This window comes from Methylobacterium fujisawaense (genome assembly GCF_039619325.1).
Classification (GTDB): domain Bacteria; phylum Pseudomonadota; class Alphaproteobacteria; order Rhizobiales; family Beijerinckiaceae; genus Methylobacterium; species Methylobacterium fujisawaense.
This window is the reverse complement of record NZ_CP155000.1, coordinates 6119397-6137996: the sequence shown is the minus strand read 5'-3', so window position 1 is coordinate 6137996 and position 18600 is coordinate 6119397. Positions and strand designations below refer to the sequence as shown.

Genomic DNA, 18600 nt, shown 5'->3' with positions numbered 1-18600 from the left:
TCCCTTTTCGCGAAGCTATATAGGGATTGCGCACGGTTTTCGGCAGTCCCGGAGCGTATCGCAATGCCGCGTCCGGCACCGGCGAGGCCGCGATCAGGCGGCCGCGCCGACGGTGTCGGCCATCCGCGCCCGGCGCAAGCCCATCGGCAGCGGCGCGCCCGTGGTGGTGTCGCGGGCGGTCTGGTGCTCCAGCTCGGCGTTGATCTCGCCGCCGAGCAGCACGATCGTCGAGGAGATCCAGATCCAGGTCATGAAGCCGATCACCGCGCCCAGCGAGCCGTAGGTCTCGTTGTAGGTGCCGAAGCTGGCGACGTACCAGGAGAACAGGAGCGAGGCGATGAGCCAGAGCAGGCCCGCGACCACGCTGCCGACCCCGACCCAGCGCCAGCGGGCATGTTCCCGGCTCGGCCCGAAGCGGTAGAGCACCGACAGGCCGCCGAGCAGGACGATCAGGATCGCCGGCCAGCGCAGGGCCGCGAGCAGCCACGCGGTCGAGCCGAGGCCCAGGAAGTTCAGCACCACCGGCACGACCACGATCACGTTGAGCGCGATGATGATGAACAGCAGAGCCCCCACCGTGAAGGTGAGGGACCGGAGGTTCAGCCAGAAGAAATTGCGCTTCTCCTCCTCCTCGTAGACCACGTTCAACGCATCGAACATCGCCTTCATGGCCGCGTTGGCGCTCCAGAGCGACAGCAGCAGGCTGGAGAAGAACGTGATGCTGAGGGATCCGCTGCCCTTGGCGGCGATGCGCTTGACCTGATCGCCGATGAGTTCGACCGCGCCGGACGGCAGGACCGCGTGAAGCTGCGCGAGGTGATCGTTGATGACGGTCACGTCGGCGAACAGGCCGTAGCAGGAGACCAGCGCGGCGATGGCGGGAAACAGCGACAGCAGCGAGTAGAAGGTCACCCCGGCGGCGACCGCCAGCACACGGTCCTTGTTGAACTCCAGGTAGACCCGGACGGCGATGTCCTTCCAGCCGGACCGCGTCATCTCGGTGGGGCTGTCGGCGGCGCGGCCCCGCTCGGCCTGCGTCGCGGCGGTGAGCTGCGCGGCGCGCCCCGAGATCGAGCGCGCGCCCGCGGCCACACCCTTCTGCAAACCCCGATCGTCGGCCGTCGGCTCGCGGTCGCTGGGCGGTTCGCTCGCGGGGGGAGCCGCCGACACGCCGCGCCGCGCCGGCGCCGCCGCGAGGGCGACCAAAGCCGAGCCGAGCATCAGGATCCACAGGATCGAGCCGGTCTCGGATGGTCCGGTCGAACGCGACGGTGACGGAGGCATGTATCGGGGCCAGTGCGCGGAACTGCCGCGCTCGGGACTCCCAACGTCGTCGTGCCGTGGCCGTTCCGCGCATTTGGCGGGGACGCTGCGGCCCTCCGCGCGTTGTGACCGTTATGCACGCTCAGCCCCGCCTCGGATTCTGCTGCAAGTTTGTCCTGGACGAGCCTCCCGGCACCCACGCCACCCTCAAGGCGGAGCGGGAGGCCACGCTGCACATGAATCTCACCAGCGTGACCATGGCCCATCTCACCAAGCTTGAGCCCGCCGCCCGGCGGGCCAAGCTCGCCGGCCTCGTCGCCCACAACCTCGCCGCGCTGGCCCGCCAGATCGCCTGGGTCGGGGCCCGGCCGCCCCTGGAGCGCCTCCTGCGCATGGCGAGCAACGTCCTGCCGGGCTACACCCACCCCATCGCGCAGGCGATCTACGCCGAGCCCGAGATGGCTGCGCTGGTCCAGCGCGGCCTCGCGGAGGCCGGAGCCCTCGCACGCCGGCTCGGCGTGCGCCTGAGCTTCCATCCGGGGCCGTTCTGCCTGCTGGCGAGCCGCAACCCGGCGGCCATCGCGAACGGCCTGTCGGAACTCGACTATCACGCCGAGATCTTCGACCGGATGGGCTACGGCGGCGGCTGGCATCCGCACGGCGCCCACATCAACATTCATGTCGGGGCTGGCGACCCCGGGGTCGCGGGCTTCCGCGAGACCCTGCCCCGGGCGAGCCGGGTGGCGCGCGACCTCGTCACCGTGGAGAACGACGAGAACGTCTTCGGCCTCGACGCGGTGCTGCAACTCGCCGACATCGTGCCGGTGGTGCTCGACCTGCACCACCACTGGGTCGAGAGCGGCGGCGCATACCTCGAACCGGACGACCCCCGGATCGCCCGGGTGACGGAGTCCTGGCGCGGCGTGCGGCCCGTGGCCCATATCAGCGTGTCGCGCGAGGCGGTCTCGTCCGACTGCGATCCGGACGCCCTGCCCGACTTCCCCGCCCTGCGCGGGGCCGGTCACGCGGTCCGGGATCTCGCGGCCCATTCCGACATGATGTGGAACCGGGCGGTGAACGATCTCGTCGCCCGCCATCTCGCCTGGGCGGATTTCGAGATCGAGGCCAAGGCGAAGAACCGCGCCTCCATGCAGATCGCCCGTCACATCCAGGCGCTGGAGCAGGCCGCGCCGATCGCGGCCGAATGACGGGGCGGTCTCGACGTCTCCGCCGGTCCGCTCTAGGCAATCCGACATGAAGACCGCCGATTGCGACATCCTCATCGTCCCGGGGCTCGGAGGTTCCGAGGAAGACCATTGGCAGGCCCGCTGGGCGGGCCGCCTCGCCACGGCGCGGGTGGTGGAGCAGGACCAGTGGCACGCCCCGACGCCGGAGGCGTGGTGCGGGCGCATCGCCGAGGCGGTCGCGGCGGCGACTCGGCCGGTCATCCTGATCGCCCACAGCCTCGGCGTCGTGGCCTGCGTCGAGGCGGTGCCGCTTTTCCCCGCGGGGGTTGTGCGCGGCGCCCTGCTGGTCTCCGTCCCGGACGTGGAGGAGAACCCCGACGTGCCCGCGGCGGCGCGCGTCTTCGCGCCGGTGCCGCGGGACCCCCTGCCCTTCCCGTCGCTTCTGGTCGCCAGCCGGACGGATCCCTATTGCCGCTACGAGCGGGCCGACGACTTCGCCCATGCCTGGGGCTCGCTGACGGTCGATGCCGGCGAATCCGGCCATATCAACGTGGCGAGCGGGCACGGGCCGTGGCCCGAAGGGCTGATGCGGCTCGCCGGGTTCCTGAAGGGTCTGTCCGTGTGACGGTCCTGAATGGCAGGGCTGCACGGAACCCGCCGTCGGCCAGGCTCCGATCCCCGACGCGGTCACCGCATTAACGCGCTGTTTACCACCGCCCCCTTCAGTGGCGGCACGGGCGGTCCTTCGTCCCGAAGCCGCCCCTGGAGAGCACCGTGACGCGCAAAGAGCTTCTGGAACGACTCGAAGCGGTGCAGACCGCCCTCGGCCCCCGGGCCCAGAGCAACTTCAACAGCTCGCTGTTCAACGACGTGACGCTGCTCAAGCGGATCGAGGCCTTCGAGGCCAAGCTCGGCGAGCCCGAGAAGCCGAAGACCGCCGACTATACCGGCAACATGTTCTCCCGCATCGCCAACCGCCGCGCCGCCGCGGGCGCCAAGTAGCCCGCTACGATTTCGGCTCGGCCTCGGCCGAGCGCAGCAGCTCGCCGGCGACGTCGGCGAGCCGCGGCGGGGCCTCCCGCACGAAGGGCAGCGGACGGCAGACATTCAGGGCCGCGAGCCCGAACCGGGCGGTCATCAGCCCGTTGAGCACGCCCTCGCCCAGCTTGGCGGAGACCCGGGCGGCGATCCCGAGCCCCAGAACCTGCTGCATGACGCTCTCGCCCACCGCCATCCCGCCGGTGACGGTGAGATGCGCGAGCGCCGCGCGCCCCAGCCGCAGGAAGCCCAGGAAGCCCGGCCGGCCGCCGTAGATCGCCGCGATCCGGCGCAGCAGCCGCACCGCCGCGAACACCACGAAGGCCACGTCGACGATCGCCCGCGGGCTGAGCGCGGTCACCGCCGAGACCTGCTTGGCCGTCGTCGCGATGGCGTTGCGCGCCTGCCGGTCCAGCCCGGCCAGCAGCTCGTGCTCGGCGAGCCCGATCCGGTCGTCCACGTCGAGGATCGCGTCGGCGGCGGCGTCGATCCGGGCGCGGCCCGCCGACAGCGTGTCGCGGTCGGCGTAGAAGGTCGAGAGCGCCTGCACCACCGCCTGCGCGCCGGTGTGGTCGCGGGTGGCGAGGGCGTCCAGCGCCGACTGGCGCAGGCGCTCGATCTTCCGTTCGCGCCGCAGGCCGGCGAGTTCCCGGACCACGATCGCGAGCAGCGCCAGCGCGGCAAGTCCCAGAAGCGCGAGGGCCACCCAGCCGAGCCAGGGGGCGGCCTGGAACAGGTCGGCGATCATCCGCTCGACCGACAGGCCGACACCGAGGGAGACGAGGCCGCCCACCGCCGAGAGGAACAGGGTGCCCCAGGGCGAGCGCGACCGCGGCGCCACCGGCACGGCGACGCCGTCGGCGGCGTCGACGATCTCGAAGGGCTCGTCCACGATCCGGGCCTGGGGCGGCCGGGCGGCGAGCGGCGTCGTGATGACGCTCGGCTCGGCGGCCGGCTCGGGCGTGATCCGGAAGGCGCGGGGTTTCTGGCCGGAGGTCATGCTCGAAGGCTCCGCGGAGTCGCACACATCGTCACGCCAGACGGTCGCCGATCAGGAACTGCATCGCCCGGTCCAGGCGGATCTGCGGCAGGTGGCCGGGGCGGCCGAGCCCGTCGGGCCTGACCAGCGGCGGCCGGAAGCGCGGGAAGCGCAGCGAGCCCGGCTCAACCGCGCCCTCCAGCACCGCCTCGGCGCGGGCCGGCAGCTCGCCCGGGAAGATCGCGGCCTCGCTGTTGCCGTCGAAGACCTCGTCGCCCACCACCTCGCCGGCTTCCGGGGTGCCGGCCACCGCCCGCAGCGTGTCCGACCCGTCATGGACGGTGGTCTCGCGGGTGGCGCGCACGGAGGCCAGCGCCACCGTGCCCACCCGGGCACCCGCCGCCTCGGTCCGCCGCATCGCCCGGGACACCAGAAGCCGCAGCAGGGCGTCGAGCCGGTCGTGGCTCGTCTGGTGGAGGTGGTCGGCCTTAGTGGCGGCGAACAGCACGCGGTCGGCCCGCGGCGCGAACAGCCGCGACAGCACCGTGTTGCGGCCGATGTTGAGGCTGAGCAGCACCGCGTCCAGCGCCTCCTCCAGCTCGGCCAGTGCGGTGGGGCCGGCATCGACCGCCGAGAGCACGTCCACCAGCACGATCTGCCGGTCGACCCGCTGGAAATGGTCGCGGAAGAACGGCGTCACGACCTTGGTCTTGTAGGCCTCGAAGCGCCGCTCCATCAGCCCCGCGAGGCTGTCGGGCGCGATCGCCTCGGGGAGCCGATCGAGGGGCGCGAAGGTCAGCGCCGGGGAGCCCGCGAGGTCGCCGGGCATCAGGAAGCGGCCGGGCGGCGTCGTCGCCACCGCTTCCGGGCCGGCGCGCAGGCCCGCCAGGTAGGTCTTGAAGGCGTCGCTCGCCCGCTCGGCCGCGACCTCGTCGAGGGGCCCGTTCGGATCGAAGCCCTTCAGCGCCGCGAGCCAGGGCGCCGCCACGGCGGCGCGGCCGGGGCGGCGGGTGCCGCCGATCGTGGCCCGGGACCACGCCGTGTAGCTGGTCTCGATCAGGGCGAGGTCGAGGAGCCATTCGCCCGGGTAGTCGACCACGTCGAGCATCAGGGTGGCCGGGCCGGTGCGCCAGCCGGCGGCACGCTCGTAGGCGATCTCCAGGCGGAACTGGCTGATCCGGTCGGTGGAGCGCGGCCAGCACCGCGCCTCGGTGAGCGTGGCGAAATGCTCCTCGAAGGGGAAGCGCGGCACGTCGTCGTCGGGTTGGGGCACCAGCTTGGCGCGGCGCAGGCGGCCCTCCTGCGCGGGGGCGAAGGCCGGCAGCGCGTGCGTCTCCACGAGGTGGTGGATCAGGGCCGTGGTGAAGACGGTCTTGCCCGAGCGCGCGAGCCCGGTCACGCCCAGCCGCAGGGTCGGCTGGACCAGCAGGTCGTGCGAGGCTTCGGCGAAGGCTTTGACGGCCGAGCCGGCGCGCGCGGCAAGGTCGATCAGGGGCACGGGCGGGCTCGTCGTGAGGGGAACAGGCCGGGCAGAGGTGGCGCGGCGGGGGCCGAACCGCAAGGCTTGACGCTAAGGCGTTGCACCGATGGCGGCGGGCGTGAGCGGCCTCAGCCGTGCGATCGCCCCGGCGACGAGGTCCGGGCCGGCCCGGAGCGTGCCGAGTTCCACCGCCGACATCGCCAGCATCACCGGGGCCAGATTGGCGCGCGGTGTGCCGTCCGGCCCGAACAGGTCGAGGTCGTCGCCGGGCTTCAGGCCGACGCTGGCGCTGATCCGACCGGCATAGGCCTGGATCCGGACCTCGTCGCCGGTGCAGAGCGGGGCCGGCAGGCGCAGGTCGAGGACCGGCAGGCCGGCGGCGATCGCCGGCAGCAGCGCGGATTCGGCCACCATCCGCTGGGCACTCGGAACCCGGCTCGCCGTCTTCCGCTCGAGGAGCGCCGTCGGATCGGCGACGCTCCGGGCCGGCCGCGCCGGCTCGGCCGACGGGGCGATCCCGGCCGCGATGTCGGGCACCGGCTGAAGCATCGCCACGCGCGGCACGGCAGCCGGGCGGCGGGCGGGACGGCCGGCCATCCGGGCGAGGGGCGACCAGGGCTGCACCCGCAGGGCCGCCCGGCCCCGTGGCGCCCCGCCGGGGCGGTGCGCGGCGAGATAGCGGGCCCGGAGGGTCCGCCCGAGGCCCCGCGGCGCGAGGGCCGCCGAGACGGCGGGGGTCACGGCCGAGCGCCCCGGCCGCGCGGGTGCGGACGCGACGCGGCACTCCGCCGGCGCCCAGCGGCGCACGATGGCCAGCGCCGTACGCCGGCCGTAATCGCGGTAGTAGCGCCGCAGCAGGCTCGCGGCGGCATCGGCGCCGTCCTCGAGGGTGGCGAAGGCGGTGTGGCCCTCCCCGTCGGCGCCGATCTCGCCGGACCAGCGGGCGGACTTGATGCACCAGCCGTTGTTGAGCCGCACGCAGCGGGCGACGTAGGGCGGATCCTCCGCCAGCGAGGCCGTGACCGCCAGCGCCCGCGGCATCAGCTGCGCGCCGGTTTGGGCGTGCCAGTTGGAGACCGAGCGGGTGGCGGGATCGAAGCGCGGGGGCGGGCTTTCAGCCGGGGCGGAGGCCGCGGCGAGGGGCGGCAGGGCGTGCGTGAGGGCTGCCGCGCCGGCCTCGGCTCGGGGGACCAGGGTCGTGAACAGGATCAGCGCGTTCAGCAGCACGCGGATGGATCCTGTCGGCGGATCGGAGTCCCCACGCGCTCCCGCCCCCTGCATAGGGGCGCGGGAGAGCGCGTGCCTCCGACCGCGGCGCGCCCGTCCGTTCCCCCGCTCAAAGACATGGCCGTGCGCCGCCGCCGCCTCACGGGGTCAGCACCTTGAGCGCCGCCTCGTGCAGCCGCGGGTCGCCCGCCGCGATCACGCGCCCGCCGCCCGCGGCGGGACCGCCGTCCCAGGCCGTAACACGCCCCCCGGCCCCCTCGACGATCGGGATGAGGGCGACGATGTCGTAGGGCTTCAGCCCGGCCTCGACGACGAGGTCGATCTGGCCGGCGGCCAGCATGCAGTAGGCGTAGCAATCGGCGCCGTAGCGGGACATCCGCACCTGCCCCTCCAGCGACCGGAAGCGCTCGGCCTCCGCGCCCGCCGCGAACAGGCGCGGATCCGTGGTGGCCAGGATCGCCTGGGCGAGGTCCGCGCAGCGCCGCGTCCGCAGCGTCCGCTCGCCCGACGGCGCACGCAGGCGCGCGCTGCGCCCGTCCCCGGTGAAGCGCTCCGCCAGATAGGGTTGGTGCATCATTCCGCGCACCGGGACGCCGTTGCGGCTCAGCCCGATCAGGGTGCCCCAGGTCGGCAGGCCTCCGATGAAGGCCCGGGTGCCGTCGATCGGGTCGAGGACCCAGACGCATTCGGCGTCGGTGCGCTCCGAGCCGAATTCCTCGCCGAGGATGCCGTGGCCCGGAAAGGTCTGGCCGATCATCGCCCGGAGCACGACCTCGGCGGCCCGGTCGGCCTCGGTGACCGGGTCGAAGGGCGCTCCGCCGCGGGCCTTGTCGTCGAGGCCGAACTGGGCGCGGAAGAACGGAAGGATCGCCTTGCCGGACGCGTCCGCGAGGTCGTCCATGAACCGTCCGAGTTCGACGACGCTCATCCGTTCCGTTCCCTGCTGTGCCCGAAGGCCGCCCGACCGACTGCCCGACCGACTGCCCGACCGACCGCCCGATCCCGACGAAACCGGGGTGCCCCCCCGCCCGTCAAGCCCCCCGGGCTCATGCGCCGGCCGAAGCCGGCAGACGCGGCGCCCCGCGCTCCGGGTCCGGGGCGCCGTCCGGCGCCGCGCCGGGTCCGGCTGCGACGGTGGCGTCCGCCTGCGCCAGGACCGCCTCGACGGCCTCGCGCAGCGACCCCACCTGCCCATCCGCCTCCGCGGCGCCCCCCGGTCCGCCGGCGAGGCGGCTCGCCCCGTCATCCTGGGCGAGCCACAGGCCGAGCAGGATCGGCACCCCGGGCAACCGACCCTTCAGCCGGCGGATCAGCCGGCGCAGATGAGTCGGCTCGCCGTCGAGGGCGAGGGAGACCACGCAGACCATGCGCGCCGTCCCCGGATCGAATCGCCCGATCCGCGCGGAAGCCGTCTCGGCGAAGGGGATCGTGCGGACGCCGAGGCCGCGCTTCTCCAGGATCTGTGCGAGGATCGCAGCCGCGGCCTCGTCCAGGAAGCCGCGGCCCGCGACGCACAGGACCGCGCCCGCGCGGGTCCAATCCTCGGAGAGCGCCTCCGGGGTCGGACCCATCGGCAGCGCGCTGCAGGCGCCCTCCTCCCCGTCGCCGGACGCGGCCGCGACGGCGTCGCTCCGGTCGGAGAGGTCGGCGATCAGCTCGGCGAGGGCCGCGCGCATCGCCGCCTTCTGCTGGGCGGTCAGCACCCCCCGGGCCGCGTCCTGGGCGGCGAGTTCGAGGGCCTTGAGCACCACGTCGTCGTAATAGGACGAGAGCGAGCATTGCTGCAGGATCAGCTCGGCATGGCCCAGCACCTCCTCGGCATCACCCGCCAGGACCCGCTGATAGAAATTCTGGACGGGGGTCAGGGCCGGCCGGTCGCCGAACAGCACGTCCAGGAATTCCAGACGCTCCACGTAGCGGCCGAGCACGACGAGGCAGACGGTGAGCGGCGTCGAGAGCAGCAGGCCGACCGGTCCCCACAGCCAGGTCCAGAACAGCGCCGAGACCAGGACCGCAAAGGGTGAGAGCCCGGTGGATTGCCCGTAGACGATCGGCTCGAAGACCTGGCCGGTGAGCGGCTCCAGCACGACGAACAGGATCGCCACGGCGATCATCATGTTCCAGCCGGGATCGACCGCGGCGGCGAGCGCCATCGGCAGGAGGGCCGACAGGACGGCCCCCAGATACGGCACGAAGCGCATCAGGGCCGCGAAGATCGCCCAGAGCACCGGATTCGGCACGCCGATCACGTAGAGGCCGATGCCGATCACGATCCCGAAGGCGGCGTTGAGGGCGAGCTGCACCACGAAGTAGCGGCTGAGCCGCTTCGCGGCGTCGTCGATCGCCACGGTGGTCCGGTGCAGGTCGCTCGATCCCGCCAGCCGGATCATGCGGTCGCGCAGATCCTCGCGCTGCATCAGCACGAACAGCAGCACCACGAAGACGATGCCGACCGTCGCCAGCGGATGCATCACCGGCGAGAGCACGGTGGACAGCATCTCGATCGGGCCCGGCGGGCTCGCGGCGACCTCGACCAGGACGGGTTTCGGCGCGGCCTGGGGCTGCTCGGGACCCGGCGGCGTCGGCGGCGGTGTCGGCGGCGCGGGCGGCTGCGCCTCCGGGTTGTTCACCTCCTTGGCGCCGCCATGGAGCGCCCGCCCGATATTGGCGACGTATTCCGTGGCGTGTCCGACGGGCGAGTCGCGCAGCCCGTTGATCTTGCGCTCGATGGTGGCCCGGTAGCGCGGGACGTCGCCCGCGAGATCCGCCGCCTGGATGCCGATCAGGGTCGCCAGGGCGGCCACGATGCCCAGGGTCAGACCGACGCTGACGCCGACCGCCACCAGCCGGGGCAGACGCAGCCGCCGCAGGCGGTTCACCAGCGGGGTGAGCACGAACGACAGGAGCAACGCGATCGCGATGGGGATGAAGATCTCGCGACCGAAATACAGGGCCGCGATGATGGTCGCCCCGACCACCACGGGCGACGCCATGGCGGCCCGCGGCGTCTCGGCCGCGGCAACGCGGGTCGGCCGCGGCGGAAGCAGAGGCGCCCTGGACCGGGCTGCCGGTTCGACCCCGACCGGGGTTTTGGTACCCATACGCTGATCCGCATCCCGTACGCGACGTGCGGGACTCCGCCGGGAGCAACGGAAGCCACGCGCACGGGGAACGGCACGGGGGCTGAAAATGATCCCGCGGGCTGCGCCGGCCGTCTACGCCCCCGACACGCCGGCCCGCGCCACGTCGCCCGCATCCTTCAGTTCGGGCAGCGACCGGCACAGCTGCATCACCCGCTTGGCCTGCGCCTCCGGGAGGATTCCGGCGGCGAGATCGGCGAACTTCGCGTCCAGCTGCGCGTCGGACATCGGCTTCTCGACGCTGCCGATGGCATGCTCGATGTACCGGTGGACGGTCCGCCCGTCGTTCAGCGTCACGGTCATGTCGACCTGCGCGGGCTCGATGCCGGGGGTGATCACCGGGACCACCTTCTGGCGCATCGCCACCACGCGCGGATCGTTCACCGCCCGGTCGCTGAACTGCTTCTCGCCGCCCGCGCCCTCCACGAAGGCCACCGCCGCCGCGTGGTAGATGCTGAACTTGCCCTCCAGGCCTGTCTTCGGCGCGGTCTTGCCGGTCAGCTCCAGCACGAGCGGATGGACCTTCAGGTCGACTCGCTTGATGTCCTCCGGCCGGACGTTGTCGGCGTCGCGGATCTGGATCGCCGCGTCGATCGTCGGGTGCATGACGATGCCGCAGGCGAAGGGCTTGTAGGTGTTCAGCTGCGCCTCGTAGCGGCTGCCGAGGCCGTCGGTGATCTCCGACCAGTCCTGCTTCGTCGAGATCGTGTTCGCCCAGCCGCGCTTGGCCTCGATCATCCCGTCCGACGAGGTGAAGCCCTTCGCCGCCAGGATCGCGGCGAACAGGCCGTTGGAGGCTGCCCGGCCCGGGTTGAAGCTCTTGTTCATCGAGCCGAACGACTCGCGCAGGCCCACGGGCTGCGAGGCGGCGAGCCCCAGCGCGTAGACCATCTGCTGCTCGGTGAGACCCATCAGCTTGCCGGCGGCCGCCGCGGCGCCGAACGGCCCGCAGGTGCCGGTGATGTGCCAGCCGGCATCGTAATGGTTCGGGTAGACGGCATTGCCGATCCGGCACTCGGTCTCGATCCCGACCACGAGGGCGTCGAGGAAGGCCTTGCCGGTGACCGGCTTCATCTCCGCATAGGCCAGGATCGCCGAGGCGACCGGGCCGGCGGGGTGGATGATCGTCTTCAGGTGGGTGTCGTCGAAGTCGAAGATGTGGCTCGACACGCCGTTGAGGAAGGCGGCGTTCAGGATGTCGAACCGCTCGGTCCGGCCGAACAGCCCGGCCTGGGGCGGACCCGAGAAGGGCTGCAGCGCCGAGACCGCCACATCCACGGTCTCATGGTGCGAGCCGCCGATCGCCACCCCCACCCAGTTGAGGACGCTGCGCACGCTCTCGCGGCGGACCGGATCGGGCAGCGTGTCGTAGGACGACCCCAGGATCCATTGGGCGAGGATCTTCGTGACGTGCGGCGGCGGCGTCTTGGCGGCGGGCTTTGCCGCCTCGGCGGCCTGTCCGACCTGCAGCGCGGGCGTCGCGAGGGCGAGCCCCGCGGCCCCGATGAGCGAGCGGCGATTCATCGACATGGCGTTCTCCCAGGCAGGGCCGCTCCCGGCGGCTCCGGTTGGTCGACATGATAATGAATTCGATTGTGTCCGGTCAGCCGGGGCGTTTCATCGCGCCCGGTCTGACACCGCTCTCAGACCAGCACCGGCAGCGCCTCCTGCTCGCCCACGCCGAAGACCCGCCGGTAGCGGGCGACCTCGTCGGCCGGGCCCTGCGCCTTGGTGGGATTGTCGGAGAGTTTCACGGTGGGTCGGCCCTTCGCCTCCGTGACCTTGCAGACGATGGAGACCGGATCGAGCTTGCCGTCCGGCAGGAGGCCGCGGAAATCGTTGGTGAGCAGCGTGCCCCAGCCGTAGCCGATGCGCATGCGCCCGTGGAACCGGGCGTGGATGCGCTCGATCTCGTCGATGTCGAGCCCGTCGGAGAAGATCGCGAGCTTGTCCCGCGGATCGTGCCCGCGCGCCTGCCAGAACCGGATCACCTCCTCGCCGCCCTCGATCGGATCCTTCGAATCGATGCGGATGCCGGTCCAGTCGCTGACCCAGTCGGGAGCATTGGCCAGGAATCCGGTGGTCCCGTAGGTGTCGGGCAGGATCACCAGCAGGTTGCCGCCGTAATCCTCCTGCCAGTCGGCCAGCACCGCGTAGGGCGCGGCGGCGAGCGCCCCGTCGTCCTCGGCGAGGGCGGCGTAGACCATCGGCAACTCGTGGGCGTTGGTGCCCACCGGCTCGACCTCCTGCCGCGCGGCGATCAGGCAGTTCGAGGTGCCGAGGAACGCGCCGCCCAAGCCTTCGGCCATGGCCTGCACGCACCAGTCCTGCCAGAGGAAGCCGTGGCGGCGGCGCGTGCCGAAATCCGCCACCGACAGGTCCGGCAGCTTCTGCAGCCGCTCGATCTTCTCCCAGACCCGGGTCATGGCCCGGGCGTAGAGCACCTGAAGGTCGAGCTTGCCGAGGCCCCGCAGCACGGCGCGCGCCCGCAGCTCGTTGAGGATCGCGAGCGCCGGGACCTCCCACATCGTGGTCTCGATCCAGGGACCGTGGAAGGTCAGCTCGTACTGGCCGTCATGGACGGCGAGCTCGTAGTCGGGGAGCCGGAAGGTCTCGAACCACGCCACGAATTCCGGCCCGAGGATGCGCCCCTGACCGCGGAACACGTTGCCGCGCAGCCAGGTGATCTCGCTCTTGCTCAGCCGCAACGTCCGGGCGTGATCGAGCTGTTCGCGCAGCAGTCCGGCATCGACCTCGTCGGCGATGCGGATGCGCCGCGTGCGGTTGGTGATGCCGAAGGTGGTTTCGATCGCGGGGTGCCGGCGCAGGATCGTCTGCGCCATCAGCAGCTTGTAGAAATCGGTGTCGAGCAGCGACCGCACGATCGGGTCGATGCGGAAACTGTGATCGTAGACCCGCTTCGCCAGATCGAGCATTCTTTTCGCACTCTGCCGCGCTTCGATGGCGCAGAGCGCATGCCGAGCCCGCGCCCGTCAAGAAGACGGGCGGCCTCCTCCCGGAAACCGCCCGTGCGAACGCCTGTCCTGAAGACCGATCCTCAGGCGAGGTCGACCTTCTTGGTCTCGGTCTTGGGGCTCTCGCCGGTGAGGGAGGCCTTCACGTAGCCGTAGAGGTGCAGCATCGTGCTGTTGGGGCTGTCCCAGTACTCGCCCTTCTCCGGATGGACGCGGATCAGCGCCACCTCGGGATCATTCTTGCCGTTGGGGAACCACGTCTTCAGGCTCTCATTCCACTTGGCGTCGATGATCGCCTGATCGCGGACGATCTCGGCCTTGCCGGCCACCGAGACGTAGTTCTGGCTCGACGGGTCGGAATAGGCGAGGTTGATCTGGTTGTCGCGGCTGATCTCCGTCGTCTTGGGCGAGTGCAGCTTGGTGAAGAACCACAGGTCGCCGTTCTCGTCGGCATCGTTGTTCCACATCGGGCGGCTGTTGAGCGTGCCGTCGGAATCGACGGTGGTCATCATGGCGATCTTCACGTCCTTGATGAGCTCGAACAGCTTCTTCGCGCCTTCGTGGTCGCGGTGGTTGCCCTGATGCATGAAAATGGTCTCCTACGCGTCGTGTCGGTCCCGGCGGGCCTCTCCGAGAGGGGGGGGCGCCGAAGGCTGCCCCGACAACGGATCAATCTCCCGTTGGTTCAGCTTGCCCGTGCGGTGACGGAGGTTCGGATGAAACGCGTTCGGATGATCGTCCGTGCGGCGGTGCCGCTGGTGCTGGTCACGCTCGGCCTCAGCCTGCGGCCGGCCGCGGCCGAGGTGCGCTTCGGCCCGGGCGTGCGCATCGGCGGGCATGACTTCTCGCACCGGCGCTATGGCAGCGTCCATATCGAGCGCGTGAAGCGCCTGCGTGGCCCCCTCGGCTGCCGCCGCCTGCGTCACGGCGTCTACCGGCGCGGCGACGGGACCGTGGTGCGCGGACCCATGGAAGACTGTAACCTCATCGCTCGACCGCGATGACCGAAGACGACCGCGGAGCGGCGTGAGGCCGATCCGGGCAGGACGGGCGTCGGGACGCAGGCGATCGGGCCGGTCGTCGATTGAGGACGCGGGGTCTGGTGTTCTCGGCCCGCTCGGTTACATGCACGGGCATACTTGTTTGCCCGCTGGAGGACATCTTGGCGATTACCCGCGACGACGTGCTGAAGGCGCTCGCCAGCGTCACCGTCGATGCCGCCGGCACCACCCTGCCGGGCTCCGGCCGGCTCTCCCAGGTCGTGGTCGATCCGAACAACCGGGTGATGTTCTCGATCCTGGTCGATCCCAGCGAGGCCGAGCGGTTCGAGCCGGTGCGGCGGCAGGCGGAAGGGCGCGTCCTGCAGATGCCGGGCGTCTCGGGCGTGTTCGCGAGCCTCACCTCCGAGCGGAGCCAGAGCCATCCGGCGCAGAGCAGCGCCGCCCCGCGTCCCGTGACGCCGCCGCCGGTCGCCCCGCCGCGGCCCGGCGCGCCGCCGAACCAGGGTCCGCAGATCGCGGGCGTGCGCCACATCGTGGCGGTGGCCTCCGGCAAGGGCGGCGTCGGCAAGTCCACCACCGCCTGCAACCTCGCCCTGGCGCTCCAGGCCCAGGGGCTGAAGGTCGGCCTCCTCGACGCCGACATCTACGGCCCGTCGGTGCCCAAGCTGTTCGGCCTCTCGGGCAAGCCCACCGTCGTGGACAACAAGGCCATGGAGCCGATGGTCGGCTACGGGCTCAAGGTCATGTCGATCGGCTTCCTGATCGAGCCCGAGACGGCCATGATCTGGCGCGGCCCGATGGTGCAGTCGGCCATCACCCAGATGCTGCGGGACGTGCTCTGGGGCGAGCTCGACGTGCTCCTCGTCGACATGCCGCCCGGTACCGGTGACGCGCAGCTCACCATGGCGCAGGCGACGCCGCTCTCGGGCGCCGTGATCGTCTCCACACCCCAGGACCTCGCGCTGATCGATGCCCGGCGCGGCGTCACCATGTTCAAGAAGGTCGCGGTGCCGATCCTCGGCGTGATCGAGAACATGGCGACCTTCGTCTGCCCGAATTGCGGCCACGCCTCGCACATCTTCGGACATGGCGGCGCGCGCATCGAGGCGCAGCGTCTCGGCGTGCCGTTCCTCGGCGAGGTGCCCCTCGACATGACCATCCGGGAGACTTCGGATTCCGGCCGGCCGGTGGTGGCCACCGACCCGGACGGGCCGCACGCGAAGGTCTATCGGGAGATCGCCGCCCAGCTCTGGGCGAACCTGTCCGGTGCGCCGGCCGGGCGGACGGCGCCGAAGATCGTCTTCGAGTGAGCACGTGCCCGCCCCTCCGGTCCTGGGCCTGATCCTGGCCGGCGGGCAGGCGCGGCGGATGGGCGGGGGCGACAAGCCGCTGCTCCGCCTCGACGGGCGGACCCTGCTGGAGCGGGTGGTCGAACGGCTCGGGCCGCAATGCGGGGCGGGGCTCGCCCTCAGCGCCAACGGCGACACGGCCCGGTTTTCCGGGTTTCCCGGGCCGGTCCTGCCGGATCCGCTGCCGGATCAGCCGGGCCCGCTCGCCGGCATCCTCGCCGGGCTGGAACACGCCGCAGGACATGGGATGGCGCGGGTGGTGAGCGTGTCGGGCGACGCGCCCTTCCTGCCGGAGGATCTGGTGGCGCGGCTATGCGCGGCCGGCCCTGAATCGGGCATTGCCCTGGCTGCCTCGGGCGCGCGGCGGCACTTCACGATCGCCCTCTGGCCGACGATTCTGCGCGACGACCTGCGGGACTATCTGGGGCGCGGCGAGCGCCGCGTCGGCGCCTTCATCGACCGCCATGGCGCAGCGGTGGCGTCCTGGCCGGTCGAGCCGGTGGACCCGTTCCTCAACGTCAACACGCCGGAGGATCTGGCCGCGGCGGAAGACGCGGCGAGATCGGAAGCCGCCGGTCTGGAGATCGGGCCATCTGCGGGCGCGTGAGCCCGATCCGGATCCTGGATAGGCCCTCATCCTGAGGAGCCGAAGCGCAGTGGAGACCGCGAAGGCGGGCTGATCGCGCACCGGCTGGAGCGCGCCGTCCGAGGCCTGCTGCCGCGGGCATCTCAGGAAGAGGGCGTGGACGGGCGGTGCGAGGCCGCCCGCAGGCTGCGGGCGGCCCAGCGTCCCGTTCAGCCTCAGGCGGCGCCGACGGTCGCCTTCACGATCTTGTCCGGCGAGCGCGGCGGCTCGCCCTTGTTGATCGTGTCGACGACGTCCATGCCTTCCACGACCTTGCCCCACACCGTGTACTGCTTGTCGAGGAAGCGGGCGTCGTCGAAGCAGATGAAGAACTGCGAGTTCGCCGAATGCGGGAAGTTGGTCCGCGCCATGGAGCAGGTGCCGCGCACGTGCGGCTCGGCGTTGAACTCGGCCTTCAGGTCCGGCAGGTCCGAACCGCCCGAGCCGGTGCCCGTCGGGTCGCCCGTCTGGGCCATGAACCCGTCGATCACCCGGTGGAACGGCACGCCGTCGTAGAAGCCCTGGGCGGCGAGCGTCTTGATCCGCTCGACATGGCCCGGGGCGAGGTCGGGACGCAGCGCGATGACGACGCGGCCCTTGGTGGTCTCCAGTACGATGGTCTCGTTGTCGGCCATAGTCTTTCCTTCCGGTTGGGGGAACTGTATCGGCGCGCGCCGGATCCGGCCAGCGCCCGTAACGGGTGCGACGGCCCTCAGGCCGGCGGGCGGTAGACGAAGCGGAGCGCCACCGGCCGGCCCGCGATGGCCCGGCCCAGGCCCGCCGTGATGTGGACCGGGGTGCAGCGCGCCAGGGCGTCGAGGGTGCCGCGCACCAGAGCGGTCCGCTGATCGCCCGCGGCGCCCGCCGCGTATGTGACGCGCGGCGGGCCGATCAGGCTCCCGTCGCGCCGCAACGCGAGCCGCACGGTGATCTCGATATCGCCGGCCCCGCCGCCCGGGCGGGCGAGGCCGCCCGGCGCCTGCCAGCAGGCGGCGAGCGCCGGATAGAGCTCGGCCAGGGTGTCGGCGGGCCGCGTCGCCATCCGCGACACCGGCACCGCGATCGTCGCGCGCAGGGTCTGGGGCAGGCTCAGCGGATAGCCGCCCCCCGGCTCGTCGGCGTAGCCGTAGAAGGGGGCGCCGTCATAGGCCGCGGCGGCCGCCGGGATCAAGCTCACCAAGAGGAGCGAGGCGGCGCGCCGACCCGGCATGCGGCCGCTACTTGGCCTTCTCGGCGAGGGTCATGCTGACGATCTTGTCGGGGTCCTGCACGGCGCCGCCGGGCGCGCCGGGGGCGGCCTTCTTGATCTTGTCGAGCACGTCGAGCCCGTCCGTGACGTTGCCGACGATCGTGTACTGGCCGTTCAGGAACGGCGCGTCGCCGAGGCAGATGAAGAACTGCGAGTTCGCCGAGTTCGGATCCTGCGAGCGGGCCATGCCCACGGTGCCGCGGCGGAACTGGGCCGATTGCGTGAATTCCGCCGGGATGTTCGGCAGGCTGGAGCCGCCGGTGCCGTTGCCCTTCGGATCGCCGGTCTGGGCCATGAAGCCGTCGATCACCCGGTGGAACTTGAGGCCGTTGTAGAAGCCCTGCGAGACCAGCGTCTTGATCTGCTTGACGTGCTTGGGCGCCAGATCCGGCCGCAGCTCGATGGTGATCCGCCCGTCCTTGGTCTGGAGGTAGACGGTGTTGGCGTCGGCAGCCCAGGCCGCCGGGGCCGTGCCGAGCGTGAGGGCGAGCGCGAGGAGGGCGTGGCGTCGGTTCATCGAAGTCCTTCCAGTCTCAGGAATGGGCGGCGAAGCGCTGCCGGAGGCGCGCGGCCACGGCGGCGGGCACGAAGGGCGAGACGTCGCCCCCCATGCCGGCGATCTGGCGCACCAGCGTCGCTGTGATCGGGCGCACTTGGATCGAGGCCGGCAGGAACACGGTCTGCACCTCCGGCGCCATGGCGCCGTTCATGCCGGCGAGCTGCATCTCGTAGTCGAGGTCGGTGCCGTCGCGCAGGCCGCGGATGAACAGCGCGGCACCGCAGCGCCGGGCGGCCGAGACGGCGAGATCGTTGAAGGTCACGATCTCCAGCGTCGCGCCCTCCTCCTGCGCCACCGGCCCGCAGGTCTCGGTCAGGAGCGCCGCCCGCTCCTCGGCGGAGAACAGCGGCGCCTTGCCGGGATGCACGCCGATGGCGATCACGAGGCGGTCCACCAGCCGGCAGGCCTGGCGGACCACGTCGAGATGGCCGTTCGTGACCGGGTCGAACGAGCCGGCATAGAGGGCAGTGCGGGTCATCGCGACCCGACCTAGAGCATTTTTGCGCGGGACGGAACCTCGGGGCGGGA

The 18600-nt window shown here is 71.8% G+C and carries 19 protein-coding genes; 6 read left to right on the top strand and 13 right to left on the bottom strand.

Annotated features, from left to right (window positions below):
• Window positions 1-93: 93 nt before the first annotated feature.
• Window positions 94-1284: a YihY/virulence factor BrkB family protein gene (locus tag ABC766_RS29170; RefSeq protein WP_043354433.1), complete on the bottom strand. Its 1191-nt coding sequence runs from the start codon at window positions 1282-1284 to the stop codon at window positions 94-96.
• 113 nt (window positions 1285-1397) lie between these two features.
• Between ABC766_RS29170 and ABC766_RS29165 the strand changes: the two genes are divergently transcribed.
• The 3 genes from ABC766_RS29165 to ABC766_RS29155 all read left to right on the top strand — a co-directional run bounded on the left by ABC766_RS29165 (window position 1398) and on the right by ABC766_RS29155 (window position 3452).
• Window positions 1398-2471: a UV damage endonuclease UvsE gene (locus ABC766_RS29165; RefSeq protein ID WP_345820079.1), complete on the top strand. Its 1074-nt coding sequence runs from the start codon at window positions 1398-1400 to the stop codon at window positions 2469-2471.
• A gap of 46 nt (window positions 2472-2517) precedes the next feature.
• Window positions 2518-3075 carry an alpha/beta hydrolase gene (locus ABC766_RS29160; protein WP_345820078.1) on the top strand — a complete coding sequence of 186 codons (558 nt, stop codon included), beginning with the start codon at window positions 2518-2520 and terminating at the stop codon, window positions 3073-3075.
• 149 nt (window positions 3076-3224) lie between these two features.
• On the top strand, window positions 3225-3452 hold the full coding sequence (locus ABC766_RS29155; protein WP_012319110.1) for a hypothetical protein: 228 nt from the start codon (window positions 3225-3227) through the stop codon (window positions 3450-3452).
• 4 nt (window positions 3453-3456) lie between these two features.
• Here the strand turns inward: ABC766_RS29155 and ABC766_RS29150 are convergent, their stop codons facing one another.
• The 8 genes from ABC766_RS29150 to ABC766_RS29115 form a co-directional block, all read right to left on the bottom strand.
• Entirely contained in the window at window positions 3457-4488 is a 1032-nt protein-coding gene (locus ABC766_RS29150) for a YcjF family protein (protein ID WP_043384384.1), read from the bottom strand.
• A gap of 31 nt (window positions 4489-4519) precedes the next feature.
• Window positions 4520-5965, bottom strand: a complete 1446-nt coding sequence (locus tag ABC766_RS29145) for a YcjX family protein (RefSeq protein ID WP_043354447.1) — start codon at window positions 5963-5965, stop codon at window positions 4520-4522.
• Between the two features lie 72 nt (window positions 5966-6037).
• Complete coding sequence (locus ABC766_RS29140; RefSeq protein WP_345820077.1) at window positions 6038-7174, bottom strand: hypothetical protein; 1137 nt, start codon at window positions 7172-7174, stop codon at window positions 6038-6040.
• Between the two features lie 139 nt (window positions 7175-7313).
• Window positions 7314-8102: a histidinol-phosphatase gene (gene hisN, locus ABC766_RS29135; RefSeq protein WP_345820076.1), complete on the bottom strand. Its 789-nt coding sequence runs from the start codon at window positions 8100-8102 to the stop codon at window positions 7314-7316.
• Window positions 8103-8220: 118 nt separating this feature from the next.
• Complete coding sequence (locus ABC766_RS29130) at window positions 8221-10275, bottom strand: AI-2E family transporter (protein WP_345820075.1); 2055 nt, start codon at window positions 10273-10275, stop codon at window positions 8221-8223.
• Between the two features lie 114 nt (window positions 10276-10389).
• The gene (locus tag ABC766_RS29125; protein WP_345820074.1) at window positions 10390-11844 is read right to left on the bottom strand and encodes an MmgE/PrpD family protein; all 1455 of its coding nucleotides are present in this window, start codon (window positions 11842-11844) and stop codon (window positions 10390-10392) included.
• 113 nt (window positions 11845-11957) lie between these two features.
• Window positions 11958-13250: a nicotinate phosphoribosyltransferase gene (pncB, locus tag ABC766_RS29120; RefSeq protein ID WP_043352305.1), complete on the bottom strand. Its 1293-nt coding sequence runs from the start codon at window positions 13248-13250 to the stop codon at window positions 11958-11960.
• A 122-nt stretch (window positions 13251-13372) separates the two neighbouring features.
• Window positions 13373-13876, bottom strand: coding sequence for a pyridoxamine 5'-phosphate oxidase family protein (locus ABC766_RS29115; protein WP_043352302.1), 504 nt, complete (start codon window positions 13874-13876; stop codon window positions 13373-13375).
• Between the two features lie 144 nt (window positions 13877-14020).
• Between ABC766_RS29115 and ABC766_RS29110 the strand changes: the two genes are divergently transcribed.
• From ABC766_RS29110 to mobA, 3 genes are all read left to right on the top strand, one after another.
• Entirely contained in the window at window positions 14021-14293 is a 273-nt protein-coding gene (locus ABC766_RS29110; protein WP_043352300.1) for a hypothetical protein, read from the top strand.
• A gap of 158 nt (window positions 14294-14451) precedes the next feature.
• Entirely contained in the window at window positions 14452-15600 is a 1149-nt protein-coding gene (apbC, locus tag ABC766_RS29105) for an iron-sulfur cluster carrier protein ApbC (RefSeq protein ID WP_043352298.1), read from the top strand.
• Between the two features lie 4 nt (window positions 15601-15604).
• Window positions 15605-16246 (top strand): molybdenum cofactor guanylyltransferase MobA, encoded by a 642-nt coding sequence (gene mobA, locus ABC766_RS29100; protein ID WP_345820073.1) that lies wholly within the window; start codon window positions 15605-15607, stop codon window positions 16244-16246.
• Window positions 16247-16440: 194 nt separating this feature from the next.
• On the opposite strand, the gene ABC766_RS29095 is transcribed toward mobA, so the two are convergent.
• The 4 genes from ABC766_RS29095 to coaD form a co-directional block, all read right to left on the bottom strand.
• Window positions 16441-16899 (bottom strand): peptidylprolyl isomerase, encoded by a 459-nt coding sequence (locus ABC766_RS29095; RefSeq protein ID WP_043352288.1) that lies wholly within the window; start codon window positions 16897-16899, stop codon window positions 16441-16443.
• Window positions 16900-16976: 77 nt separating this feature from the next.
• The gene (locus ABC766_RS29090) at window positions 16977-17474 is read right to left on the bottom strand and encodes a hypothetical protein (RefSeq protein ID WP_345820072.1); all 498 of its coding nucleotides are present in this window, start codon (window positions 17472-17474) and stop codon (window positions 16977-16979) included.
• Window positions 17475-17481: 7 nt separating this feature from the next.
• Window positions 17482-18030 carry a peptidylprolyl isomerase gene (locus ABC766_RS29085; RefSeq protein WP_043352284.1) on the bottom strand — a complete coding sequence of 183 codons (549 nt, stop codon included), beginning with the start codon at window positions 18028-18030 and terminating at the stop codon, window positions 17482-17484.
• Between the two features lie 16 nt (window positions 18031-18046).
• Window positions 18047-18550, bottom strand: a complete 504-nt coding sequence (gene coaD / locus ABC766_RS29080) for a pantetheine-phosphate adenylyltransferase (protein WP_043352282.1) — start codon at window positions 18548-18550, stop codon at window positions 18047-18049.
• Window positions 18551-18600: the final 50 nt, after the last annotated feature.

Bases quoted from the DNA above. Each gene is read 5' to 3' on its own strand.
- ABC766_RS29115 (WP_043352302.1), bottom strand. From the start codon at position 13,876: ATGCATCAGGGCAACCACCGCGACCACGAAGGCGCGAAGAAGCTGTTC.
- hisN (WP_345820076.1), bottom strand. From the start codon at position 8,102: ATGAGCGTCGTCGAACTCGGACGGTTCATGGACGACCTCGCGGACGCG.
- coaD (WP_043352282.1), bottom strand. From the start codon at position 18,550: ATGACCCGCACTGCCCTCTATGCCGGCTCGTTCGACCCGGTCACGAAC.
- ABC766_RS29110 (WP_043352300.1), top strand. From the start codon at position 14,021: ATGATCGTCCGTGCGGCGGTGCCGCTGGTGCTGGTCACGCTCGGCCTC.
- ABC766_RS29125 (WP_345820074.1), bottom strand. From the start codon at position 11,844: ATGTCGATGAATCGCCGCTCGCTCATCGGGGCCGCGGGGCTCGCCCTC.
- ABC766_RS29085 (WP_043352284.1), bottom strand. From the start codon at position 18,030: ATGAACCGACGCCACGCCCTCCTCGCGCTCGCCCTCACGCTCGGCACG.
- ABC766_RS29160 (WP_345820078.1), top strand. From the start codon at position 2,518: ATGAAGACCGCCGATTGCGACATCCTCATCGTCCCGGGGCTCGGAGGT.
- ABC766_RS29090 (WP_345820072.1), bottom strand. From the start codon at position 17,474: ATGCCGGGTCGGCGCGCCGCCTCGCTCCTCTTGGTGAGCTTGATCCCG.
- ABC766_RS29095 (WP_043352288.1), bottom strand. From the start codon at position 16,899: ATGGCCGACAACGAGACCATCGTACTGGAGACCACCAAGGGCCGCGTC.
- ABC766_RS29130 (WP_345820075.1), bottom strand. From the start codon at position 10,275: ATGGGTACCAAAACCCCGGTCGGGGTCGAACCGGCAGCCCGGTCCAGG.
- pncB (WP_043352305.1), bottom strand. From the start codon at position 13,250: ATGCTCGATCTGGCGAAGCGGGTCTACGATCACAGTTTCCGCATCGAC.
- ABC766_RS29165 (WP_345820079.1), top strand. From the start codon at position 1,398: ATGCACGCTCAGCCCCGCCTCGGATTCTGCTGCAAGTTTGTCCTGGAC.
- ABC766_RS29170 (WP_043354433.1), bottom strand. From the start codon at position 1,284: ATGCCTCCGTCACCGTCGCGTTCGACCGGACCATCCGAGACCGGCTCG.
- ABC766_RS29150 (WP_043384384.1), bottom strand. From the start codon at position 4,488: ATGACCTCCGGCCAGAAACCCCGCGCCTTCCGGATCACGCCCGAGCCG.